Here is a 15,694-nt window from a genome sequence, read left to right as displayed (position 1 = left end):
TCTTTCCAAGGGTGGTGAAGTTTTACAAATGGAGGCGATGGCCCTGCGCATTAAGCTTGGAGAAATTTGCTGGAGCGATCGCAATCGCCCCGATCTTGGGGAACTCTAGACCTGCGGTGCTGCAAAGACTTGTGACGGTGCGATCGCTGCATAGGCCCAACCGGGAACTCACTTTGTCCCGAAGGGCTAGCCTTGGAATTGAACAGTAAACTAACGTCAGGTTTGAATCAGCCGAAGCATCCATGGGGGTGTGCGCAACGGGGCACGCACCCATCGCTCTTCTTAGGAACGCGCCGTCTACCCCTGAGAAGAACGCCGAGCCGAGCCGAGACGAACCTTCGATTTAGTTCAGCACTGTTGAACCTGCTCACCAGCCTCAATTCCTGGTAGCCTAAGTGGCAAGCTGGCAAACAAGGCTAGGACTTATGCAGTTGAATGATGGTTGGGACGCTTAGCGCCTCAACCATCATTCAATCCCCGGTTTTTTGGATGAAGTGCGTCAGTCCTAAAGGTGTCAACCAAGCTCGGGAACGAGTTGATCTAAACCAATATGTACCCCCTCTTTTGAACTCTCTCGCTCAAGGAAATCCATGGCTAAAGTTGTCTCAATTCACTCCTATCGAGGTGGCACTGGCAAGTCCAATACTACGGCCAACCTAGCTGCAACTGTTGCACGCCATGGTTATCGGGTTGCCATTGTGGATACCGATATTCAATCTCCGGGAATTCATGTGCTGTTTGGTTTTGATGGAGAGGACATTGAGCGATCGCTCAACGATTACCTATGGGGGCGTCGTCCCATTCGGGAGGTTGCCTACGATGTCACCAGTGCATTGTTAGAACGGGGCACCCCCAACAGCAAAATTTTTCTGGTTCCTTCGAGTGTAAAGGCTGGCGAAATTGCCCGTGTGCTGCGTGAGGGGTACGATGTGGGGCTCCTCAATGATGGCTTTCAAGAGCTTGTTGAGGACTTGGAGCTTGACTACTTATTTATTGACACGCATCCCGGCTTGAATGAAGAGACCCTGCTCTCCATCACCATTTCTGACGTGCTGGTGCTGATTTTGCGTCCTGACCAGCAAGACTATCAGGGCACAGCCGTAACGGTTGATGTGGCCCGCAAGCTGGAAGTGCCCAAGCTGCTGCTGGTTATTAATAAGGCACCCACCGTGTTCAACTTTGATCAACTGCGAGAAAAGGTCCAAGATACCTATGACGCGCAGGTGGCTGGGGTGCTACCCCATTCCGATGAAATGATGGTGCTGGCGAGCAGTGGTGTTTTTGCCATCAAGTATCCCGACAATTCCCTCACCCAAACGATTGAAGCGATCGCCCAGCAGATCATGCGCTAACACAACCTGAGTTTTGGATAAGCTGAAGTGCCCATTTTTGCGTGTGCGACGAGCATGCAAAAATGGGCTTTTCTGAGGTTTGCGCGTCGTGCAAACCTCAGAAAAGCTCTCAACCGAAACTGACGTTAACACAGGTGCTAGGGCGATCGCTTCAATGGTTGGCTGATAAAATTGGCTGAATCGATGAGGCAGGGTCGATTGGGCTAGTAGCCTATCCACGTCCCCGACACCCAACCGCCATTCGTAAGCTGAAGCCAGCCGCCGCTGCTGCGTCCAGTTAGTTCAATGCGGCTGTTATTGCGCAACTCGCCCACAATGAGTCCATTGGGTGCGCTCCGAATCAGCAGTGGACTGCCATTGGTTCGCACAAACGCAACTTGGGCATCCCCTCCCATAGGGGGCTGGCCGCCGCCGCTGCCACCGCCACTTGACGAAACCCATTGGCTAGAAATCCATGTCCCGTTAGTACGCTCGGCCCAGCTGCCGCTAGTGCGACCGGTGAGTTCAACTCGGCTCCCATTTGCCAACACCCCAATCACAGCGCCATTCGGGGCACTTCGCACATTCAGTGGGCTGCCATTGGTTCGCACAAAGGCCGTGCTGACATCGCTGCCAATTGGCGGCTGTGGACCCGGGTTTGGGTTCACCCCAGTTGCAGAAATCCATTGGCTAGAAATCCATGTGCCATTGGTGCGCTCGGCCCAATTCCCGTTGGTGCGGCCTGTTAATTCTACGCGGCTACCGTTGGGTAATCCTCCAACGATAGAGCCACCCGGTGCATTGCGTACGTTCAGTGGGCTGCCATTGGTTCGCACAAAGGCCGTTGTGCGATCTGACCCTTGGGCTGGGGCTGGGGTAGCCTGAGCCACCGGGCTGGGAGATGGCTGTGGCTGGGTCGCTGGGCTAGGGCTAGGCTGAACCTGAGCCACTGGACTGGGGCTAGGCTGAGGCTGGGCAGCCGGAGAAGCTGGTGCAGCTTCCGTGGGTGGCTGGGCCGTTTCCGTTCCGTCAATCGTGACATACTGCGCTGCTAGCCATGTGCCATTGGTGCGCTCAACATACCCATTTTCGTTGCGGCCTGTTAGCTCAACCCGGCTACCGTTGGGCAGGGTTGCAATGCTGGGGCTCGCTTCCGAAGGTTCGCGGCGAACGTTGAGCGGGCCACCTCCCGTGTTAATAATGCCAGTTTGAGCAGTAGGGCTAGGTGCCGCGGCGATCGCCGCCGGGGAGGCAGGGCTCGTTGGCTCTGATTCAGCGGTTTCGGCTGTGGGGCTAGCTGCTGGCTCAGCCGGGGACGCAATTGGCAAGGGTTGTGGTGACGGTTGTGGCGAAGCCTGCGGTGATGGTTGCGGCGAAGGCTCTGGCGAGGAAATGGCCGCGTTGGCCTGTTGGGTTGATGCATCTTCGGCGGAAACTGGATCCGTTTGGATGAACTGAGCCATGACCCAGGTCCCATCGGTGCGCTCTAAATAGCCATTTTGGACATTGCCTGTTAGCTCAACGCGATCGCCATTTTGCAAACGACCCACAATCACGCTGGCATCTGCGGAAGGCTCACGCCGAACATTAAGCGGGTTGCCCATCGTGTTCACATAGCCCACCTGGGCACTGGCCTGAGCCGCCTGCGTGGTTGGTGCTGCAGCCGTGATTGCGGCTTGGCTCGGGGTTGCGGCAGGGCTAGCTTCCGTAACAGGTGCTTCAACGGGCGCTTCAGCAACAGATGCTTCTGCCACGGGAGAAGCGGCCTCAGCAGGAGTTGTGTCTACTTCTTGTGACGCCGACCGCACCAACTGTGCCGAGACCCAAGTCCCATCGGTGCGCTCCAACCAGCCACTCTGCACGCGGCCTGTCAGCTCTATGGGAGTTTCGTTCGGCACTGTCGTGACGACATCTCCTCCGGGTACGCTCCGGATATTCACCAGGCCACCTTGACTGTCGATATAGCCCACGCGGGGCTCGGTCGCCGAAGCAATGATTGGGGTAGGGTCGGCAGGGGCTACATCTTGGGCGATCGCCCCTGCTTCACTTTCTCCTGTATCGGTTGTGTCTGCTGTGGTTTCGATAAACGGTGCATATACCCATGAACCGTCGGTCAGCTCCAGCCAACCGTTTTCATTGGTACCAGTTAGCTCAATAACATCGCCATTCGGCAAGCGATCAATTACCCGACCATTGGGTTCGGATCGCACATTGAGCGGCCCACCGGGAGTTTTGACAATGCCTGTAATGGTGGCTGTCGCTGTACCAGCCCAGCCCAGCACTAACAGCGCCACCAGCACCGAGTGGCACGAAATCCAAGCAGAGCTGGGAATGCCCTGCACAGGCCAAAGCGAAAGACGAATTTCTGGAGCGGGTTCGGTACTTTCGTAGGCGATCGCGCTGTGGATATATGCGAGTGACTCCATTGCTCGTTACCTTAGCGTTTAGGGCAAAAGGGTGAATTATATCGAGAGCTGGCGCTATTGAATTAACCAACTGGTTAGCCAGGCGGTAAGGGGATAGATACCCGTGCCGGGGAGAATCGCCTCTCTCATCCTGGCAGCGACGGATTCTTCGAAAGAACCTAGAGCTGATCAGGCGTATTTATAGATTAGTTTTTGTGAAGGGGATTCGTCTAGTTTTCATTTAAAGATTACGACAGATTTCTCAAACGAGAAACCCGCTTGGGACGGATCTGACATTTTGTGGTCAACTCAGTCTATGTAAACTCGGTCTTTCAGAGCCAAACCCTACAGAATTGGATCATTTTTCGAGGTTGGCTTGATCCGCAGAGTGTGCTTCTCCTAATAGTTTGAAATTACTTTTGTAGATCCTTCTGGCAATAGAAGTGCCTGCCATTTTAGCGCTTTCTTAACTATTGAAAGGCTGAGAACTCATCCACTACAAAACACGAAAAATAGCCGCCATCATGCTGTTTTAGAAATAGAAAATACCAGGGTTGGGGGAAAAGGTTTGGATTTGCATCGAAGAGAACGCCAGGGGTGGATCTTGGTGGATGGCTTAGAAGTGAGGTAGGAAAGCCATGGCCCAACCCCTTGGAAAGGGCGATAGGTTTGGGTCGCCCGCCGCCCGTCCCACCACCCGCCCCACCATGCGAAATATCAACCCTACCCGTTGGCTAAAGCAGCTCCAGCTCGATGACGACAGGACAATGATCGGACGCTTTGGGAGTGTTGAAGCCCACTCCAGGAAAGCGATCGCCTGTGGCTTTGAGGGCGCGCTTGGGCAAACCACGACGCTCTACGATGGGCATGGCGTTGGGGTTGGCATCGGCTAGGGCTTTGGAAATCAGCAAATAATCCAACTGATTGTACTCATCTGCTCCAGCAAAGTAGTGCGTCCATTGGTTGCTTTTGGGTAATCGCTCTAGTACATTTTCAAGCCAGGGTTGGGTGAGCAGAGGAGCCAGCCCCTCTGATGGCATGAAGTCGTTAAAGTCGCCCGCAATCACCCATGAGGCAGACCCTGGATCGGGATGAAAGCGAGATTGAACAATATCCACCACGCGCGAGGCTTGGATCTTGCGGATATGCATTGTTTCTTCTCGCCCCCCATGCATCGATTTAAAGTGATTAACAAAGACGGTCAGGCGCTTGTCATTTGGCAATAGCACATCGACTTCGAGGCAATCGCGCGAAAAGATGAGTTGCCCCTTGGCGTTACGATCGTGCTGGTAGGTGCGGACATAGCCCAAGGGATATCGGCTAATGAGTGCCACATCGATCAGGCGTCGGTCATTCCCTTCGATCAAAATTTGGTAGGGATAGCCTCCTTCGGGCCAGTAGGCTTTGAACTGTCGGAGAAATTGCTTCAGGGTCATCAGGTTTTCAATTTCCTGAAGGGCCAGCACGTCGGCCTGGATGGCACCCATGGCCTGAGCGGTCATGCGGTAGCGATCGCTAAAGGGCAGCATTTGGGTTGCACCCACAGTCCACTGATCTTGTGAACCACCCGCGAGGGAGTAGTCGTCTTTGAACCGCAGTCGAGCAAACAGGTTTTCGGCGTTGAACGTACCAATCCGAACGCGCATACAGGTGGGGGGAGATAAGTTTGAACAGAGGTTCGGTTTCGAAAGTGGGGAGGGAACAGGCGGTTGATGCATGGAGCGATCGCTCCACACTTTTTCAACGGCCCACTCCACGCTATTCCATGAGTAAAAGCGATAATTGCCACAAATTCCACAAATTTTAGTTGTTGAATCTTTTGGGAAAAGCAACTGAAATGCAATCACCGCACGATTGAGCAACGGTTCGCAGAAAACTTTTCACCTCATTGAGATTCCTCCCTATGGCTCCCCTCGTTCTGATCATTGGCAACAAAAATTATTCATCCTGGTCGCTGCGTCCCTGGCTGGCGATGCAGCACTTTGGCGTAGCGTTTGAGGAAGTTCGCATACCGTTAGATACTCCCCAAACCCAAGAGCAACTTCGGCACTATTCGCCATCGCTCAAGGTGCCTGTTCTGCGCCATGGAGAACTGGTGATTTGGGAGTCCATCGCCATTTTGGAATATTTGGCGGAGCTGTTTCCTGAATACTCCTGGTATCCCAAAGACGCCACTGCACGGGCGATCGCGCGCTGTGTTAGTGCTGAAATGCACGCTGGATTTATGCCCCTGCGAACTCATATGCCCATGGATTTTCGCAGTCGCTATCCCGGCCAGGGTCGCACGCCCCAAGTGTTGCAAGATATCGATCGCGTTTGCCAAATTTGGCGAGAGTGCCGCGATCAGTTTGGGGCTCAGGGTTCGTTTTTGTTTGGAGAGCTTGGCATTGCCGATGCGATGTATGCACCAGTCGTAACTCGGTTTCTTACCTATGGCGTAGAGTTGGATGCGACGTGTCAGGACTATGCAGAGGCCATGCTGGCGCTGCCTGCCATGCAAACCTGGCTTGCCGCTGCCGAGGCCGAGGTAGAAGTAATTCACCATTAAACGTCGTAAGATCCAGACTCGAAAGCTATGGACACATCTTTTAAGATCGGGGTGATGTGGATGGAGATGTCCCATGGCTGAGCCGCAATTTGACCAAGCTCAAAATGTTGCGTCTGAAGATATGCGATCGCCTGTGGTAGCACCAACAGGAACCGAGGCGGCTGATGTGCGGCCTGAACTGGACGTTGCCCCAAGGCCCTCCCAAACGGATACCCCAGCCGAAATTGCAGAAGCTGCCAACTCAGCCACCGCCAACCCTGCTATCCCCAATTCCGCTACCACTTCACCATCTGGTGGGTCACCATCTAGCGGGTCATCTGCCTTGGTTTCCACTCCAAAATCGAGCAATCCCTTTTCTTGGGCATGGAATGGAGCGATGAGCCAGGTCAGCAAGCTGTTGCCCATTGAGTCGGTTTCCAGCCAGATTGTGCAATGGTTTACGGTGAGCGAAGACCAGGTGGCGGAAATTTTGCAGACGGTGCGGCAAAATTTGCCCACGACAGAGGCCCTTTTGATTGGCAAACCGCAGGCGGGCAAAAGCTCGATTGTACGGGGGTTGACAGGCGTTTCTGCGGAAATTGTGGGGCAGGGCTTCAAACCCCATACTCAGCATACGCAGCGCTACTCCTATCCCAATGCAGATGTGCCGCTGCTGGTGTTTACCGACACCGTGGGCTTGGGAGATGTCAACCGCGATACCGAGGCCATTTTGCAGGAGTTAACGGCAGAGTTAAGGTCTGAATGCCAAGGGGCACGGGTGCTCATCCTGACGGTGAAAGTTACTGACTTTGCCGTGGATAGTTTGAAGGCGATCGCAGCGGGATTGCGCAAACAGTTTCCTAGTATTCCCTGCTTGTTGGTGGCGACGTGCGCCCACGAGCTGTATCCTTCCCTCAACGACAATCATCCCGACTATCCGCCTCAGTTTGACAAGGTGCAGCGAGCGTTTGCTGCCCTGCAAGAGACGTTCAAGGGGTTGTGCGATCGCGCGGTTCTCATCGACTTTACTTTGGAAGAAGACGGCTATGACCCAGTGTTCTACGGCCTGGATGCTTTTCGGGACGTGCTAGCCGATCTGCTCCCCGAGGCGGAATCTCGCGCCATCCATCGTTTGATTGACGAGCAGGATGGCATTGGTGACCAGTTGGGCAACCTGTATCGGGATGTGGGCCGCCGCTACATTTCGGCGTTTGCCGTCATTGCAGCAACCTTGGCGGCAGTACCCTTGCCCTTTGCCACCATGCCCGTTTTAACTGCATTGCAAATTTCTATGGTTTCCGTGCTGGGCAAGCTGTATGGGCAGGTGCTGACGCCATCCCAGGCGGGTGGAGTGGTAAGTGCGATCGCGGGTGGATTTTTGGCCCAGGCGATCGGGCGAGAGCTGATCAAGTTTTTGCCTGGATTTGGCAGTGTGATTGCAGCGTCGTGGGCGGCGGCTTACACCTGGGCATTAGGAGAGGGCGCATGTGCTTACTTTGGCGACCTCATGGGCGGCAAGAAACCAGACCCGCAAAAAATTCAAGCTGTGATGGATGAGGCATTCAAAGCGGCCAAAGAACGCTTCAAAGGTGGCGTTAGTTCATAAGTTCATAGGTGCTAACGTTTTCGCTGGAGCTTGGATTGGACTTTGCTCCAAGTTTTGCTGAGCGATCGCTGCATCAACACCAGTGGGGTGAGCGGTGGAATGGGATATTGGGCGATCGCCTTTTGGTCGAAGAAGAGATTGATGTCATTGAGGATGACGGAAAAGCGCTGAACAATATTCGCAGTGCGGTATTCCTCGAACAGGCTGTTGGGAATGTCAAACGTGTGGCCCGACTTGACAACATGGAGGATGCGCTGCACGTCGAAATCTCGGGAATAGCCCGCAATTTTATAGCAGTTAAAGCCCGGATCGAGATAGTCTGATAAGCCACCATTAACGCTAGAAAACACCTGACAGCCACAGGCCATTGCCTCCATGGGTTGCAGCCCAAAACCCTCGCTAACCCGCTGAATGGCCCAGTATTCTGCTGAGTCGTACAAATACACCTTGGCGCGGTTAAACAAGGCTGGCAAATTGTCCACAAACGAATCCACAACGAACACATTGCAGTGTTGTTTTAATTCTGGAATGAGTTCGTTCAGTAAGTAATGAGATGATTTGCGTACTTGCACCAGGACATCAATATCTCGATTCAGGTTTTGATTTGTGAATTCGTCCGAGATTTGGTTCGGCAAGTAATATAGCAGCGAATGTGGCGCAATCTGTCCCCAGTATCCCAAGGTGTTGCGGCTAACCGTGATGATGGGAATACTCGGTGGAATCTGAAAGCCGTATCCTGCGCTGTGCGCATGGTATACCACGGGATATCCCTTGAGCCGTGCGGCCAGTTTGGGAATATCGAATCCCCAGCTGATCACGAAAATGGCGCGATCGCTCGTATCTTTCTGCAATACATCATTCAAAAACGGCGTGTTTGGTTCTCGTTGGCGATAGGTTACCGCTTCAGCCTGACAGATTTGCTGGGCGAGTGTGAGGGTTTTTAACTCGGCAAACAGCCCGCCACAGGCAAACTTGCCACCTAGCCCAGGAACCAGAAAGTACAGTTTTCGCATGGGATTTGCATTGCTCGTCTCGTTCAATAGCCTACCCGATGTGGGCGATCGCTGAGTGATATCTGACGTGGCATCCCCTCGACATCAGTCTCGCATTGCGCGAGGCTAGAAGCAGCAAACAGCCACCGGAGGGAAACAGATGGATCGCGAATGGCTCATGTTTTTGGCTGGGGCAGGCGCACTCATTGGGTATCTAATTATTTCAGCCAAAACAGAGATGTTTACCCGGTGGCCCTGGAACAAGGATTAACCCAGGCGATGGCTAGTTCGCAAATAACTCATCAATGTTGTTGCGATAGGTGAATGCTTCCTCTGTGCAAGCTGCGTCTGTGCATTCTCTTGCGTTTATTTGAAACGCGCGATCGCCCGTCCACTCAAAGCTATTCACATCAACCGTCATGGGAATTTCGTCTGACAGTGCGGTGCGCCCCGTTTCCAAATCCAGCGCCACCATCCAAGTCGAGCCCTCCATCGACTCTACAAATAGGGCATAGCGTTCATCTGCCGACCATTGTACCCATTCCAGGCCGCCGTACTTGGCGATCGCCACTTGCTGAGCCGTTTGTGCGTTGCGGTCGATCTCATACACGGCCCAGCACAGTCCGGCACTGTCGCACGCTTTGACAATTTGATATTGGGCCGAGGGCGACGGTGGCGACACAATGAGCTGTTGGGCATAGCTCACCGTATTGTCGCTGCTGTAGCTCACCGGAATTTCCTCTAGCAGCACCGTATCGGCTGCATCCCCCATCTGCAACTGCCCATCTTGGGTAAAGGTGAGGCTGTAGGCCATCTCTCCAGGGGCGATCGCCACCCAGGGCGACGCATCCTCATCTGAGGGCGTGCTTGCTGCCGAAACGCTAGGCGATGGAGACACCGCCGGGGCATTGGATGGCGATTGGACTTGAGAACAGCCGCCCAACACCAACCCACTACATATCAAACTCAGCGGCATCCACCGCTTGATAACAAACCGCATCATAGGAACTCCTGATTTCGACAACCCATTCGTTTGTGACCTGCTTGGCGATAATGTTGCGATCGCCTGCTGAGAGCACCCTGCCACAGCGGTACCCGCTATCGTGCGTCAACACCAGAACTTCGGTTTGCCCACTGACTGCAATGAACCGGGTGTATAGCTTGAGTAACTACACCAATCGTTAAAAGAATTCCGCAACTCCGCCCAAGTTTTCTCAACCTCTGGTAAAAGATTTTTCATGAGCTGCTAACAGACCTGGGGTTTGCTACGTCACTTGAGCGCCAGGTCAGGGATAGGGGAGTGGCCGATGAGCGATCGCCGAGCGGCCTGATCCAGATAGTGCTGAGCCGAGTTGCATCGCACTCAACCGTTTCCCAAAGCGGGCCTACAAGCACCGCACTAGAATAGTGAACATTAGATTTTTTCTTTCCCGTTCTCTTCATTAACGTCATCCATCAATGCCGCAGTCACACGTTTTCTTGGATTCTGAAAATGGTCGCTCCTTTGAATTGCCCGGAGCCAAACCTCACTACAATCCCGATCGTCCGGGGCAGGTTCAACATATTGCGCTGGATCTAGCGCTCGATATTCCCAACCAGCGCTACAGCGGCACCTGCACCATCCGTCTCAATCCGGTGCGTAGCGGTATCGATTGCCTCACGCTCGATGCCGTCAACCTCACCATCGACTCGGTCAAAGTTGGCAAGAACAAACAACCCTTTGACTACGACGGAGAGCAGCTCCACATTCATCTCAAAGACGCAACCCAAAGTGGCAACGTGCTAGAACTGGCGATCGCCTACGCCAACGACAATCCCCAGCGCGGCCTCTACTTTATTGCCCCCAACGAGCACTATCCCGACAAACCCGTGCAAGTGTGGACTCAGGGCGAAGATGAAGACTCCCGCTTTTGGTTTCCCTGCTTTGACTACCCAGGCCAACTCGCCACCAGCGAAATTCGCGCCCGGGTGCCCAAGCAACTCCTCGCCATTTCCAACGGCGAACTCATCGAAACCATCGAAGACGGCGACGACAAGATCTACCACTGGTTTCAGCGGGAGGTGCATCCCACCTACCTGATGACGCTGGCCGTGGGCGACTTTGCCGAACTGCGCGACGACTGGAACGGCAAACCCGTCACCTATTACGTGGAAAAAGGGCGCGAGCACGAAGCCAAGCTCAGCATGGGCAAAACGCCCCACATGATTGAGTTCTTTAGCAAAACCTTTGGGTACGAGTATCCGTTTCCCAAGTACGCCCAGGTGTGTGTGGATGACTTCATCTTTGGCGGCATGGAAAACACCTCCACCACGCTGCTGACCGATCGCTGCCTCATTGACGATCGCGCCGCCATTGACAACCGGGGCACCGAAGCGCTGGTGGCCCATGAACTGGCTCACCAGTGGTTTGGCGACTTGGTGGTGATCAAGCATTGGAGCCACGCCTGGATTAAAGAAGGCATGGCTTCCTATTCGGAGGTGCTGTGGACGGATCATGAGTACGGCGCAGATGATGCCGCCTACTACCGCCTCAACGAGGCCCGCAGCTACATTTCCGAAGATAGCGGTCGGTACCGTCGCCCCATTGTCACCCACATCTACCGGGAAGCGATCGAGCTTTACGATCGCCACCTGTACGAAAAAGGCGCTTGCGTCTACCATATGATTCGCCGTGAGCTGGGTGATGAACAGTTCTTTGCGACGGTTCACACGTTTGTGAACGACAATGCTCACAAAACGGTTGAAACGGTTGATCTGCTGCGGGCGATCGAAAAAGCCACCGGACGCAACCTGCAATTTCTGTTTGATCAGTATGTGTATCGAGGTGGTCACCCCGACTACAAAGTGGCCTACTCCTGGGATGGCGACAGCAAACTAGCCAAAGTCACCATTACCCAAAACCAGGCCAAAGATGGTGATACTCCGCTGTCCAAAGGCTTGTTTGACCTGAAAATTCCTGTTGGATTTGGCTATGTGGAAGAGGACAAGTTCCAAAAGCTCAAGGAATTCACCGTTCGGGTGCACGAAAAAGAGCAAACCTTCTACTTCCCATTGAAGGAGAAGCCCCAATTCGTGAGCTTTGATGTGGGCAACCACATTCTTAAAACCGTGACGCTGGAGCTGCCTGTCGGGGAACTGAAAGCCCAACTTGCCCATGACCCCGATCCGGTTTCTCGCATCTGCGCGGCGATCGCCCTTGCTAAAAAAGGAACCCTCGAAACCGTTAAAGCCTTGAGCCATGCCCTGACCCACGATCCGTTTTGGGGGGTACGCGCCGAAGTGGCGGGTCAGCTCGCTAGCATCAAGCTCGACCAAGCCTGCACCGCTCTGGTGGATGGCCTCAAGGAGAAAGATGCCCGTGTTCGGCGTGCCATTCTGGATGCGTTGGGCCAGGTTAAAACCCAGGCCAGTTACAAAGCGCTCAAATCCGTGGTGGAAATTGGCGACCCTAGCTATTACGCCGAAGCTGCCGCCATGCGATCGCTCGCCGCCATTGCCACTACTCCCATCAACGGCAAATCCAAAGAAGAAAAGGTGATCAAGCTGCTCAAAGGCGTGTTGGAAAGCCGCGCCGGATGGAACGAAGCCATTCGCAGTGGGGCGATCGCCGGACTCAGCCGATTCAAGTCTTCCGAAGCTGCCTTGAATATTATTCTGGAGTACACCGCAGTGGGTGTGCCCCAACCCCTGCGCCTTGCTGCCGTGCGAGCATTGGGTGCCATCTCCACCGGACAAACCAGCGCCAACCTAGATCGCATTCTCGATCGCCTGAGTGACCTGGCTGATGAAGCCTTCTTCCTCACCCAAGTTTCGGTTGTTAGCGCGTTGGGTCAAATGGAAACCACGCGTGCCGCCAGCATTCTGCAATCCCTGAGCGATCGCACCCCCGATGGTCGCGTTCGCCGCATTGCCGAAGAAGCCGTCCAGCGCGTCCTCAAAAATGCCGGACAAGACAAAGCCGTGAAAAAACTACAGGAGGAACTCGACCAACTCAAAAAAGACAACCAAGACCTTCGCAGTCGTCTTGAACATCTCGAAGCCAAAGCCAAGAGCTAGCGTCCTTTCCAAACCTCAACGCTCAAATCGTGCCACAAAGCCTATTTGAGCGTTGGTTAAACCACCGCATGGCACGTCGCTGAGGGGGAGCGGTGCCCCAGCCCAATCCGATACCCTTTGCCACCTCACCCACCCCAAACATGGGCATTGGTTGTTCACCCCTTATGGAGGGTTTTTAGAGGACGTGTTTCGTCTCCTGAGAAGCGGGGAACGGGGAGAAGTCCTCCAGGTGAAGAATTCAACCCAACTCACTCGTCCCCTCCCAACCCACCCTCCTGGCTAGACACCTTAAAAAACACCCGATATGACACCCACATCCGACCCCCAACACACTCTTGCCGTTGACATTGGCGGTAGCGGCATTAAAGTTATGGTGCTTGACCCCGCAGGGACCCCCATTGCCTCACGCGATCGCACCGAAACCCCCAACCCTGCCACCCCCGCCGCCGTGATTCAAGCGATCGTTAGCCTTGCCCAGGGCAAAACTTACGATCGGGTATCCGTTGGTTTTCCGGGGGTTGTGCGCTATGGCATTACCGAAACGGCGGTAAACCTGCATCCCACCTGGGTTGGCTTCGATCTGGCAACGGCTCTGATTGACAAGCTGGAATCTCCTGTTCGGGTGATCAACGATGCTGATATGCAAGGGCTGGGCGCGATGGCCGGAACTGGCCTAGAACTGGTGATTACCCTTGGTACAGGGGTTGGTTCGGCCATGTTTCTCAACGGCCAACTAATTCCCAACTTGGAGTTGGGCCACCACGAATTTCGCAAAGGCGAAACCTACGAGCAGCAGCTTGGGCGCAATGCCATGGATATGACGGGCAAGAAAAAGTGGAACGATCGCCTAGAAAAAGCGATCGTCCAACTCGATCGAGTCTTTAACTATGACTGCCTATACCTTGGCGGCGGCAACGCCAAAGAAATCAACATCAAGCTGCCGAAGCGGGTGCAGGTGGTGCCCAATGTTGCCGGGTTGCTGGGCGGTATTGCCCTTTGGCGAGAATAGGGCGATCGCTCAGCTCCCGTTGTGCATTCACGTCACCTTCCACCGTACTGAAAAATTGAAAAAGCGACTCAGAAACTGATGTATTCCATCCATTTCTAAGTCGCTGATTCTAAGTCGCTGAATTGTGCGTGAAGCTTGGCTACGGCTTAGTGTCCATTTCTTCGGTAGTTTCTAGCACATCACTGGGTACCGCATTCTCATCCACTTTGGGAACTGCAGGTTTCACCGGTGTAGGCTCGGCCTTCATCGAGGCCGCAGGCGCAGAAGATGACACACTTGGCTTGGGAGCTTCTTCCTCAACGGGCTGAGGTAAACCCAGCTGTTCGCGGGCTTGAGCCAGTGCAAAAGCAGCCCCATTGCTGAACGCAGATGCAAGAGTTTTGCCCGTTTCGGACGCGATGCGATCGGTGCTGGGTTTTTCAATATTTTCGATCCAGTTGCGGGTATTGCTCCCCAAGCGAATCGAATTCTTCCAAAACCAATCAAACAACACGAGCGTTAGGCAAAGGACCAACCACAGCAATAGCCCCACTTCTTGAATAATGTTCCAGGTGAGCTTGCCCGTTTGGCCGTAGGTTTTAGCGGTTTCAGGATCTGTCAAAGTGTTCCAAACTTTGCTTGCCTGGTTGGAAATCTGAGTGCTCATGAGTTCTTCGCCGCAATTGCTTGGGAATACGTTGGATCAGACTTGTATGGTCATCGTCGAAGTTAGTATATCTTTCCTTCATATCCCTGGCTAGAACCTATGGTTGAGATTTCTCGACGAGGGCGGTTTGGTGCTATCACGGCTGTCATGGCGATCGCCGCGATTGGGGTCATTGGATTGTCGCTGGCAGGCTATGCTGGCGAGGTTCACTTTTTGCTCGATCTCACCTCTCACTTCAAGCTGCAGTACTGGCTCATGAGCCTGGTATGCAGCATCTTTTTTGCCCTAAGCCGACGGTGGCGCTGGCTGGCGATTGCTCTGGTGGGCGTGGTGCTCAACGGTGTGCTGATCGCTCCGTGGTACTTGCCCGTGGCCCAGGCTGCCGCCCCAACCTTGGAAGCTCCACTGCGGGTGATGGTAGCCAATGTGCTTGCAAAAAACCAGCAGCCCGATCGCCTGCTCGACTTGGTGCGATCGCAACAGCCCGATCTGCTGATCACGGTAGAGATGAATGCCCGCTGGATTCAGGATCTACAGCCTCTCGCTGCAGACTATCCTTACTCAATTCAATCGCCCCATGCTGCTCGTTTTGGCATTGTGGTGTACAGCAAAACGCCCCTACAGGTTCTACCGATGGAACCGATTGTGCCTCGCCGCGATTATTACCTGGCTGCTCGCTGGCAGGTGAAAAATCGGAACTTGGTGGCGATCGCCATGCATCCTCCACCGCCGCTCTACGCGCGCTATGCCGCCCGCCGCAACCAAACCCTGGCAACCGTTGCCAACCATGTGCAAGCGCTGCACGCCCAAGGCGAAACGGTAATTGTTGGCGGAGACCTCAACATTACCCCGTGGTCTAGCTATTACCGCCAGTTCGAACTGACGGCCAAGCTCGTCAACAGCCGCTGGGGATTTGGCATTTTGCCCACGTGGCCTTTTGGGCGATCGCTGTTTTCCATTCCCATTGACCATGTGCTGGCTAGCCCCACGCTGCGCGCCACCCAAACCGTGATTGGCCCAAATATTGGCTCCGATCATCGACCAGTTATTGTGGAGTATCGCTAGCGCTCGTCTGAAATGGGCATAGGTCAGCTTGAAGCTAACGATCAGCACACCACCATC

At 54.2% G+C, this 15,694-nt stretch carries 12 protein-coding genes; 6 read left to right on the top strand and 6 right to left on the bottom strand.

The window, feature by feature from the left end:
- Positions 1 to 22 precede the first annotated feature (22 nt).
- Positions 23 to 244, bottom strand: a complete 222-nt coding sequence (locus ACQ4M4_RS10110; protein WP_430684372.1) for a hypothetical protein — start codon at positions 242 to 244, stop codon at positions 23 to 25.
- A gap of 346 nt (positions 245 to 590) precedes the next feature.
- Between ACQ4M4_RS10110 and ACQ4M4_RS10105 the strand changes: the two genes are divergently transcribed.
- Positions 591 to 1,352: a MinD/ParA family ATP-binding protein gene (locus ACQ4M4_RS10105; protein WP_430684371.1), complete on the top strand. Its 762-nt coding sequence runs from the start codon at positions 591 to 593 to the stop codon at positions 1,350 to 1,352.
- A 203-nt stretch (positions 1,353 to 1,555) separates the two neighbouring features.
- Here the strand turns inward: ACQ4M4_RS10105 and ACQ4M4_RS10100 are convergent, their stop codons facing one another.
- Both ACQ4M4_RS10100 and ACQ4M4_RS10095 read right to left on the bottom strand, forming a co-directional pair.
- Positions 1,556 to 3,757: a hypothetical protein gene (locus ACQ4M4_RS10100; protein WP_430684370.1), complete on the bottom strand. Its 2,202-nt coding sequence runs from the start codon at positions 3,755 to 3,757 to the stop codon at positions 1,556 to 1,558.
- 713 nt (positions 3,758 to 4,470) lie between these two features.
- Complete coding sequence (locus ACQ4M4_RS10095) at positions 4,471 to 5,382, bottom strand: endonuclease/exonuclease/phosphatase family protein (protein WP_430684369.1); 912 nt, start codon at positions 5,380 to 5,382, stop codon at positions 4,471 to 4,473.
- Between the two features lie 257 nt (positions 5,383 to 5,639).
- Between ACQ4M4_RS10095 and ACQ4M4_RS10090 the strand changes: the two genes are divergently transcribed.
- Together ACQ4M4_RS10090 and ACQ4M4_RS10085 are read left to right on the top strand one after the other, a co-directional pair.
- Positions 5,640 to 6,284: a glutathione S-transferase family protein gene (locus ACQ4M4_RS10090; RefSeq protein ID WP_430684368.1), complete on the top strand. Its 645-nt coding sequence runs from the start codon at positions 5,640 to 5,642 to the stop codon at positions 6,282 to 6,284.
- 73 nt (positions 6,285 to 6,357) lie between these two features.
- The gene (locus ACQ4M4_RS10085) at positions 6,358 to 7,869 is read left to right on the top strand and encodes a GTPase family protein (protein ID WP_430684367.1); all 1,512 of its coding nucleotides are present in this window, start codon (positions 6,358 to 6,360) and stop codon (positions 7,867 to 7,869) included.
- 11 nt (positions 7,870 to 7,880) lie between these two features.
- On the opposite strand, the gene ACQ4M4_RS10080 is transcribed toward ACQ4M4_RS10085, so the two are convergent.
- Together ACQ4M4_RS10080 and ACQ4M4_RS10075 are read right to left on the bottom strand one after the other, a co-directional pair.
- The gene (locus ACQ4M4_RS10080) at positions 7,881 to 8,882 is read right to left on the bottom strand and encodes a glycosyltransferase (RefSeq protein ID WP_430684366.1); all 1,002 of its coding nucleotides are present in this window, start codon (positions 8,880 to 8,882) and stop codon (positions 7,881 to 7,883) included.
- Positions 8,883 to 9,144: 262 nt separating this feature from the next.
- Entirely contained in the window at positions 9,145 to 9,864 is a 720-nt protein-coding gene (locus ACQ4M4_RS10075) for a hypothetical protein (protein WP_430684365.1), read from the bottom strand.
- A 476-nt stretch (positions 9,865 to 10,340) separates the two neighbouring features.
- Between ACQ4M4_RS10075 and ACQ4M4_RS10070 the strand changes: the two genes are divergently transcribed.
- Both ACQ4M4_RS10070 and ACQ4M4_RS10065 read left to right on the top strand, forming a co-directional pair.
- Positions 10,341 to 12,917, top strand: a complete 2,577-nt coding sequence (locus ACQ4M4_RS10070; RefSeq protein ID WP_430684364.1) for a M1 family aminopeptidase — start codon at positions 10,341 to 10,343, stop codon at positions 12,915 to 12,917.
- Positions 12,918 to 13,221: 304 nt separating this feature from the next.
- Positions 13,222 to 13,926 carry an ROK family protein gene (locus ACQ4M4_RS10065; protein ID WP_430684363.1) on the top strand — a complete coding sequence of 235 codons (705 nt, stop codon included), beginning with the start codon at positions 13,222 to 13,224 and terminating at the stop codon, positions 13,924 to 13,926.
- A 139-nt stretch (positions 13,927 to 14,065) separates the two neighbouring features.
- On the opposite strand, the gene ACQ4M4_RS10060 is transcribed toward ACQ4M4_RS10065, so the two are convergent.
- Complete coding sequence (locus ACQ4M4_RS10060) at positions 14,066 to 14,572, bottom strand: hypothetical protein (RefSeq protein ID WP_430684362.1); 507 nt, start codon at positions 14,570 to 14,572, stop codon at positions 14,066 to 14,068.
- Between the two features lie 99 nt (positions 14,573 to 14,671).
- Here ACQ4M4_RS10060 and ACQ4M4_RS10055 point away from each other — a divergent pair, with 99 nt between their 5' ends.
- On the top strand, positions 14,672 to 15,637 hold the full coding sequence (locus ACQ4M4_RS10055; RefSeq protein ID WP_430684361.1) for an endonuclease/exonuclease/phosphatase family protein: 966 nt from the start codon (positions 14,672 to 14,674) through the stop codon (positions 15,635 to 15,637).
- Positions 15,638 to 15,694 lie beyond the last annotated feature (57 nt).

It is taken from the genome of Leptolyngbya sp. AN02str (genome assembly GCF_050565595.1).
GTDB lineage: Bacteria > Cyanobacteriota > Cyanobacteriia > Elainellales > Elainellaceae > Kaiparowitsia.
This window is presented reverse-complemented; position numbering and strand designations above follow the sequence as displayed.

Bases quoted from the DNA above. Each gene is read 5' to 3' on its own strand.
- ACQ4M4_RS10110 (WP_430684372.1), bottom strand. From the start codon at position 244: ATGGATGCTTCGGCTGATTCAAACCTGACGTTAGTTTACTGTTCAATT.
- ACQ4M4_RS10105 (WP_430684371.1), top strand. From the start codon at position 591: ATGGCTAAAGTTGTCTCAATTCACTCCTATCGAGGTGGCACTGGCAAG.
- ACQ4M4_RS10100 (WP_430684370.1), bottom strand. From the start codon at position 3,757: ATGGAGTCACTCGCATATATCCACAGCGCGATCGCCTACGAAAGTACC.
- ACQ4M4_RS10065 (WP_430684363.1), top strand. From the start codon at position 13,222: ATGACACCCACATCCGACCCCCAACACACTCTTGCCGTTGACATTGGC.
- ACQ4M4_RS10075 (WP_430684365.1), bottom strand. From the start codon at position 9,864: ATGATGCGGTTTGTTATCAAGCGGTGGATGCCGCTGAGTTTGATATGT.
- ACQ4M4_RS10080 (WP_430684366.1), bottom strand. From the start codon at position 8,882: ATGCGAAAACTGTACTTTCTGGTTCCTGGGCTAGGTGGCAAGTTTGCC.
- ACQ4M4_RS10060 (WP_430684362.1), bottom strand. From the start codon at position 14,572: ATGAGCACTCAGATTTCCAACCAGGCAAGCAAAGTTTGGAACACTTTG.
- ACQ4M4_RS10095 (WP_430684369.1), bottom strand. From the start codon at position 5,382: ATGCGCGTTCGGATTGGTACGTTCAACGCCGAAAACCTGTTTGCTCGA.
- ACQ4M4_RS10085 (WP_430684367.1), top strand. From the start codon at position 6,358: ATGGCTGAGCCGCAATTTGACCAAGCTCAAAATGTTGCGTCTGAAGAT.
- ACQ4M4_RS10055 (WP_430684361.1), top strand. From the start codon at position 14,672: ATGGTTGAGATTTCTCGACGAGGGCGGTTTGGTGCTATCACGGCTGTC.
- ACQ4M4_RS10090 (WP_430684368.1), top strand. From the start codon at position 5,640: ATGGCTCCCCTCGTTCTGATCATTGGCAACAAAAATTATTCATCCTGG.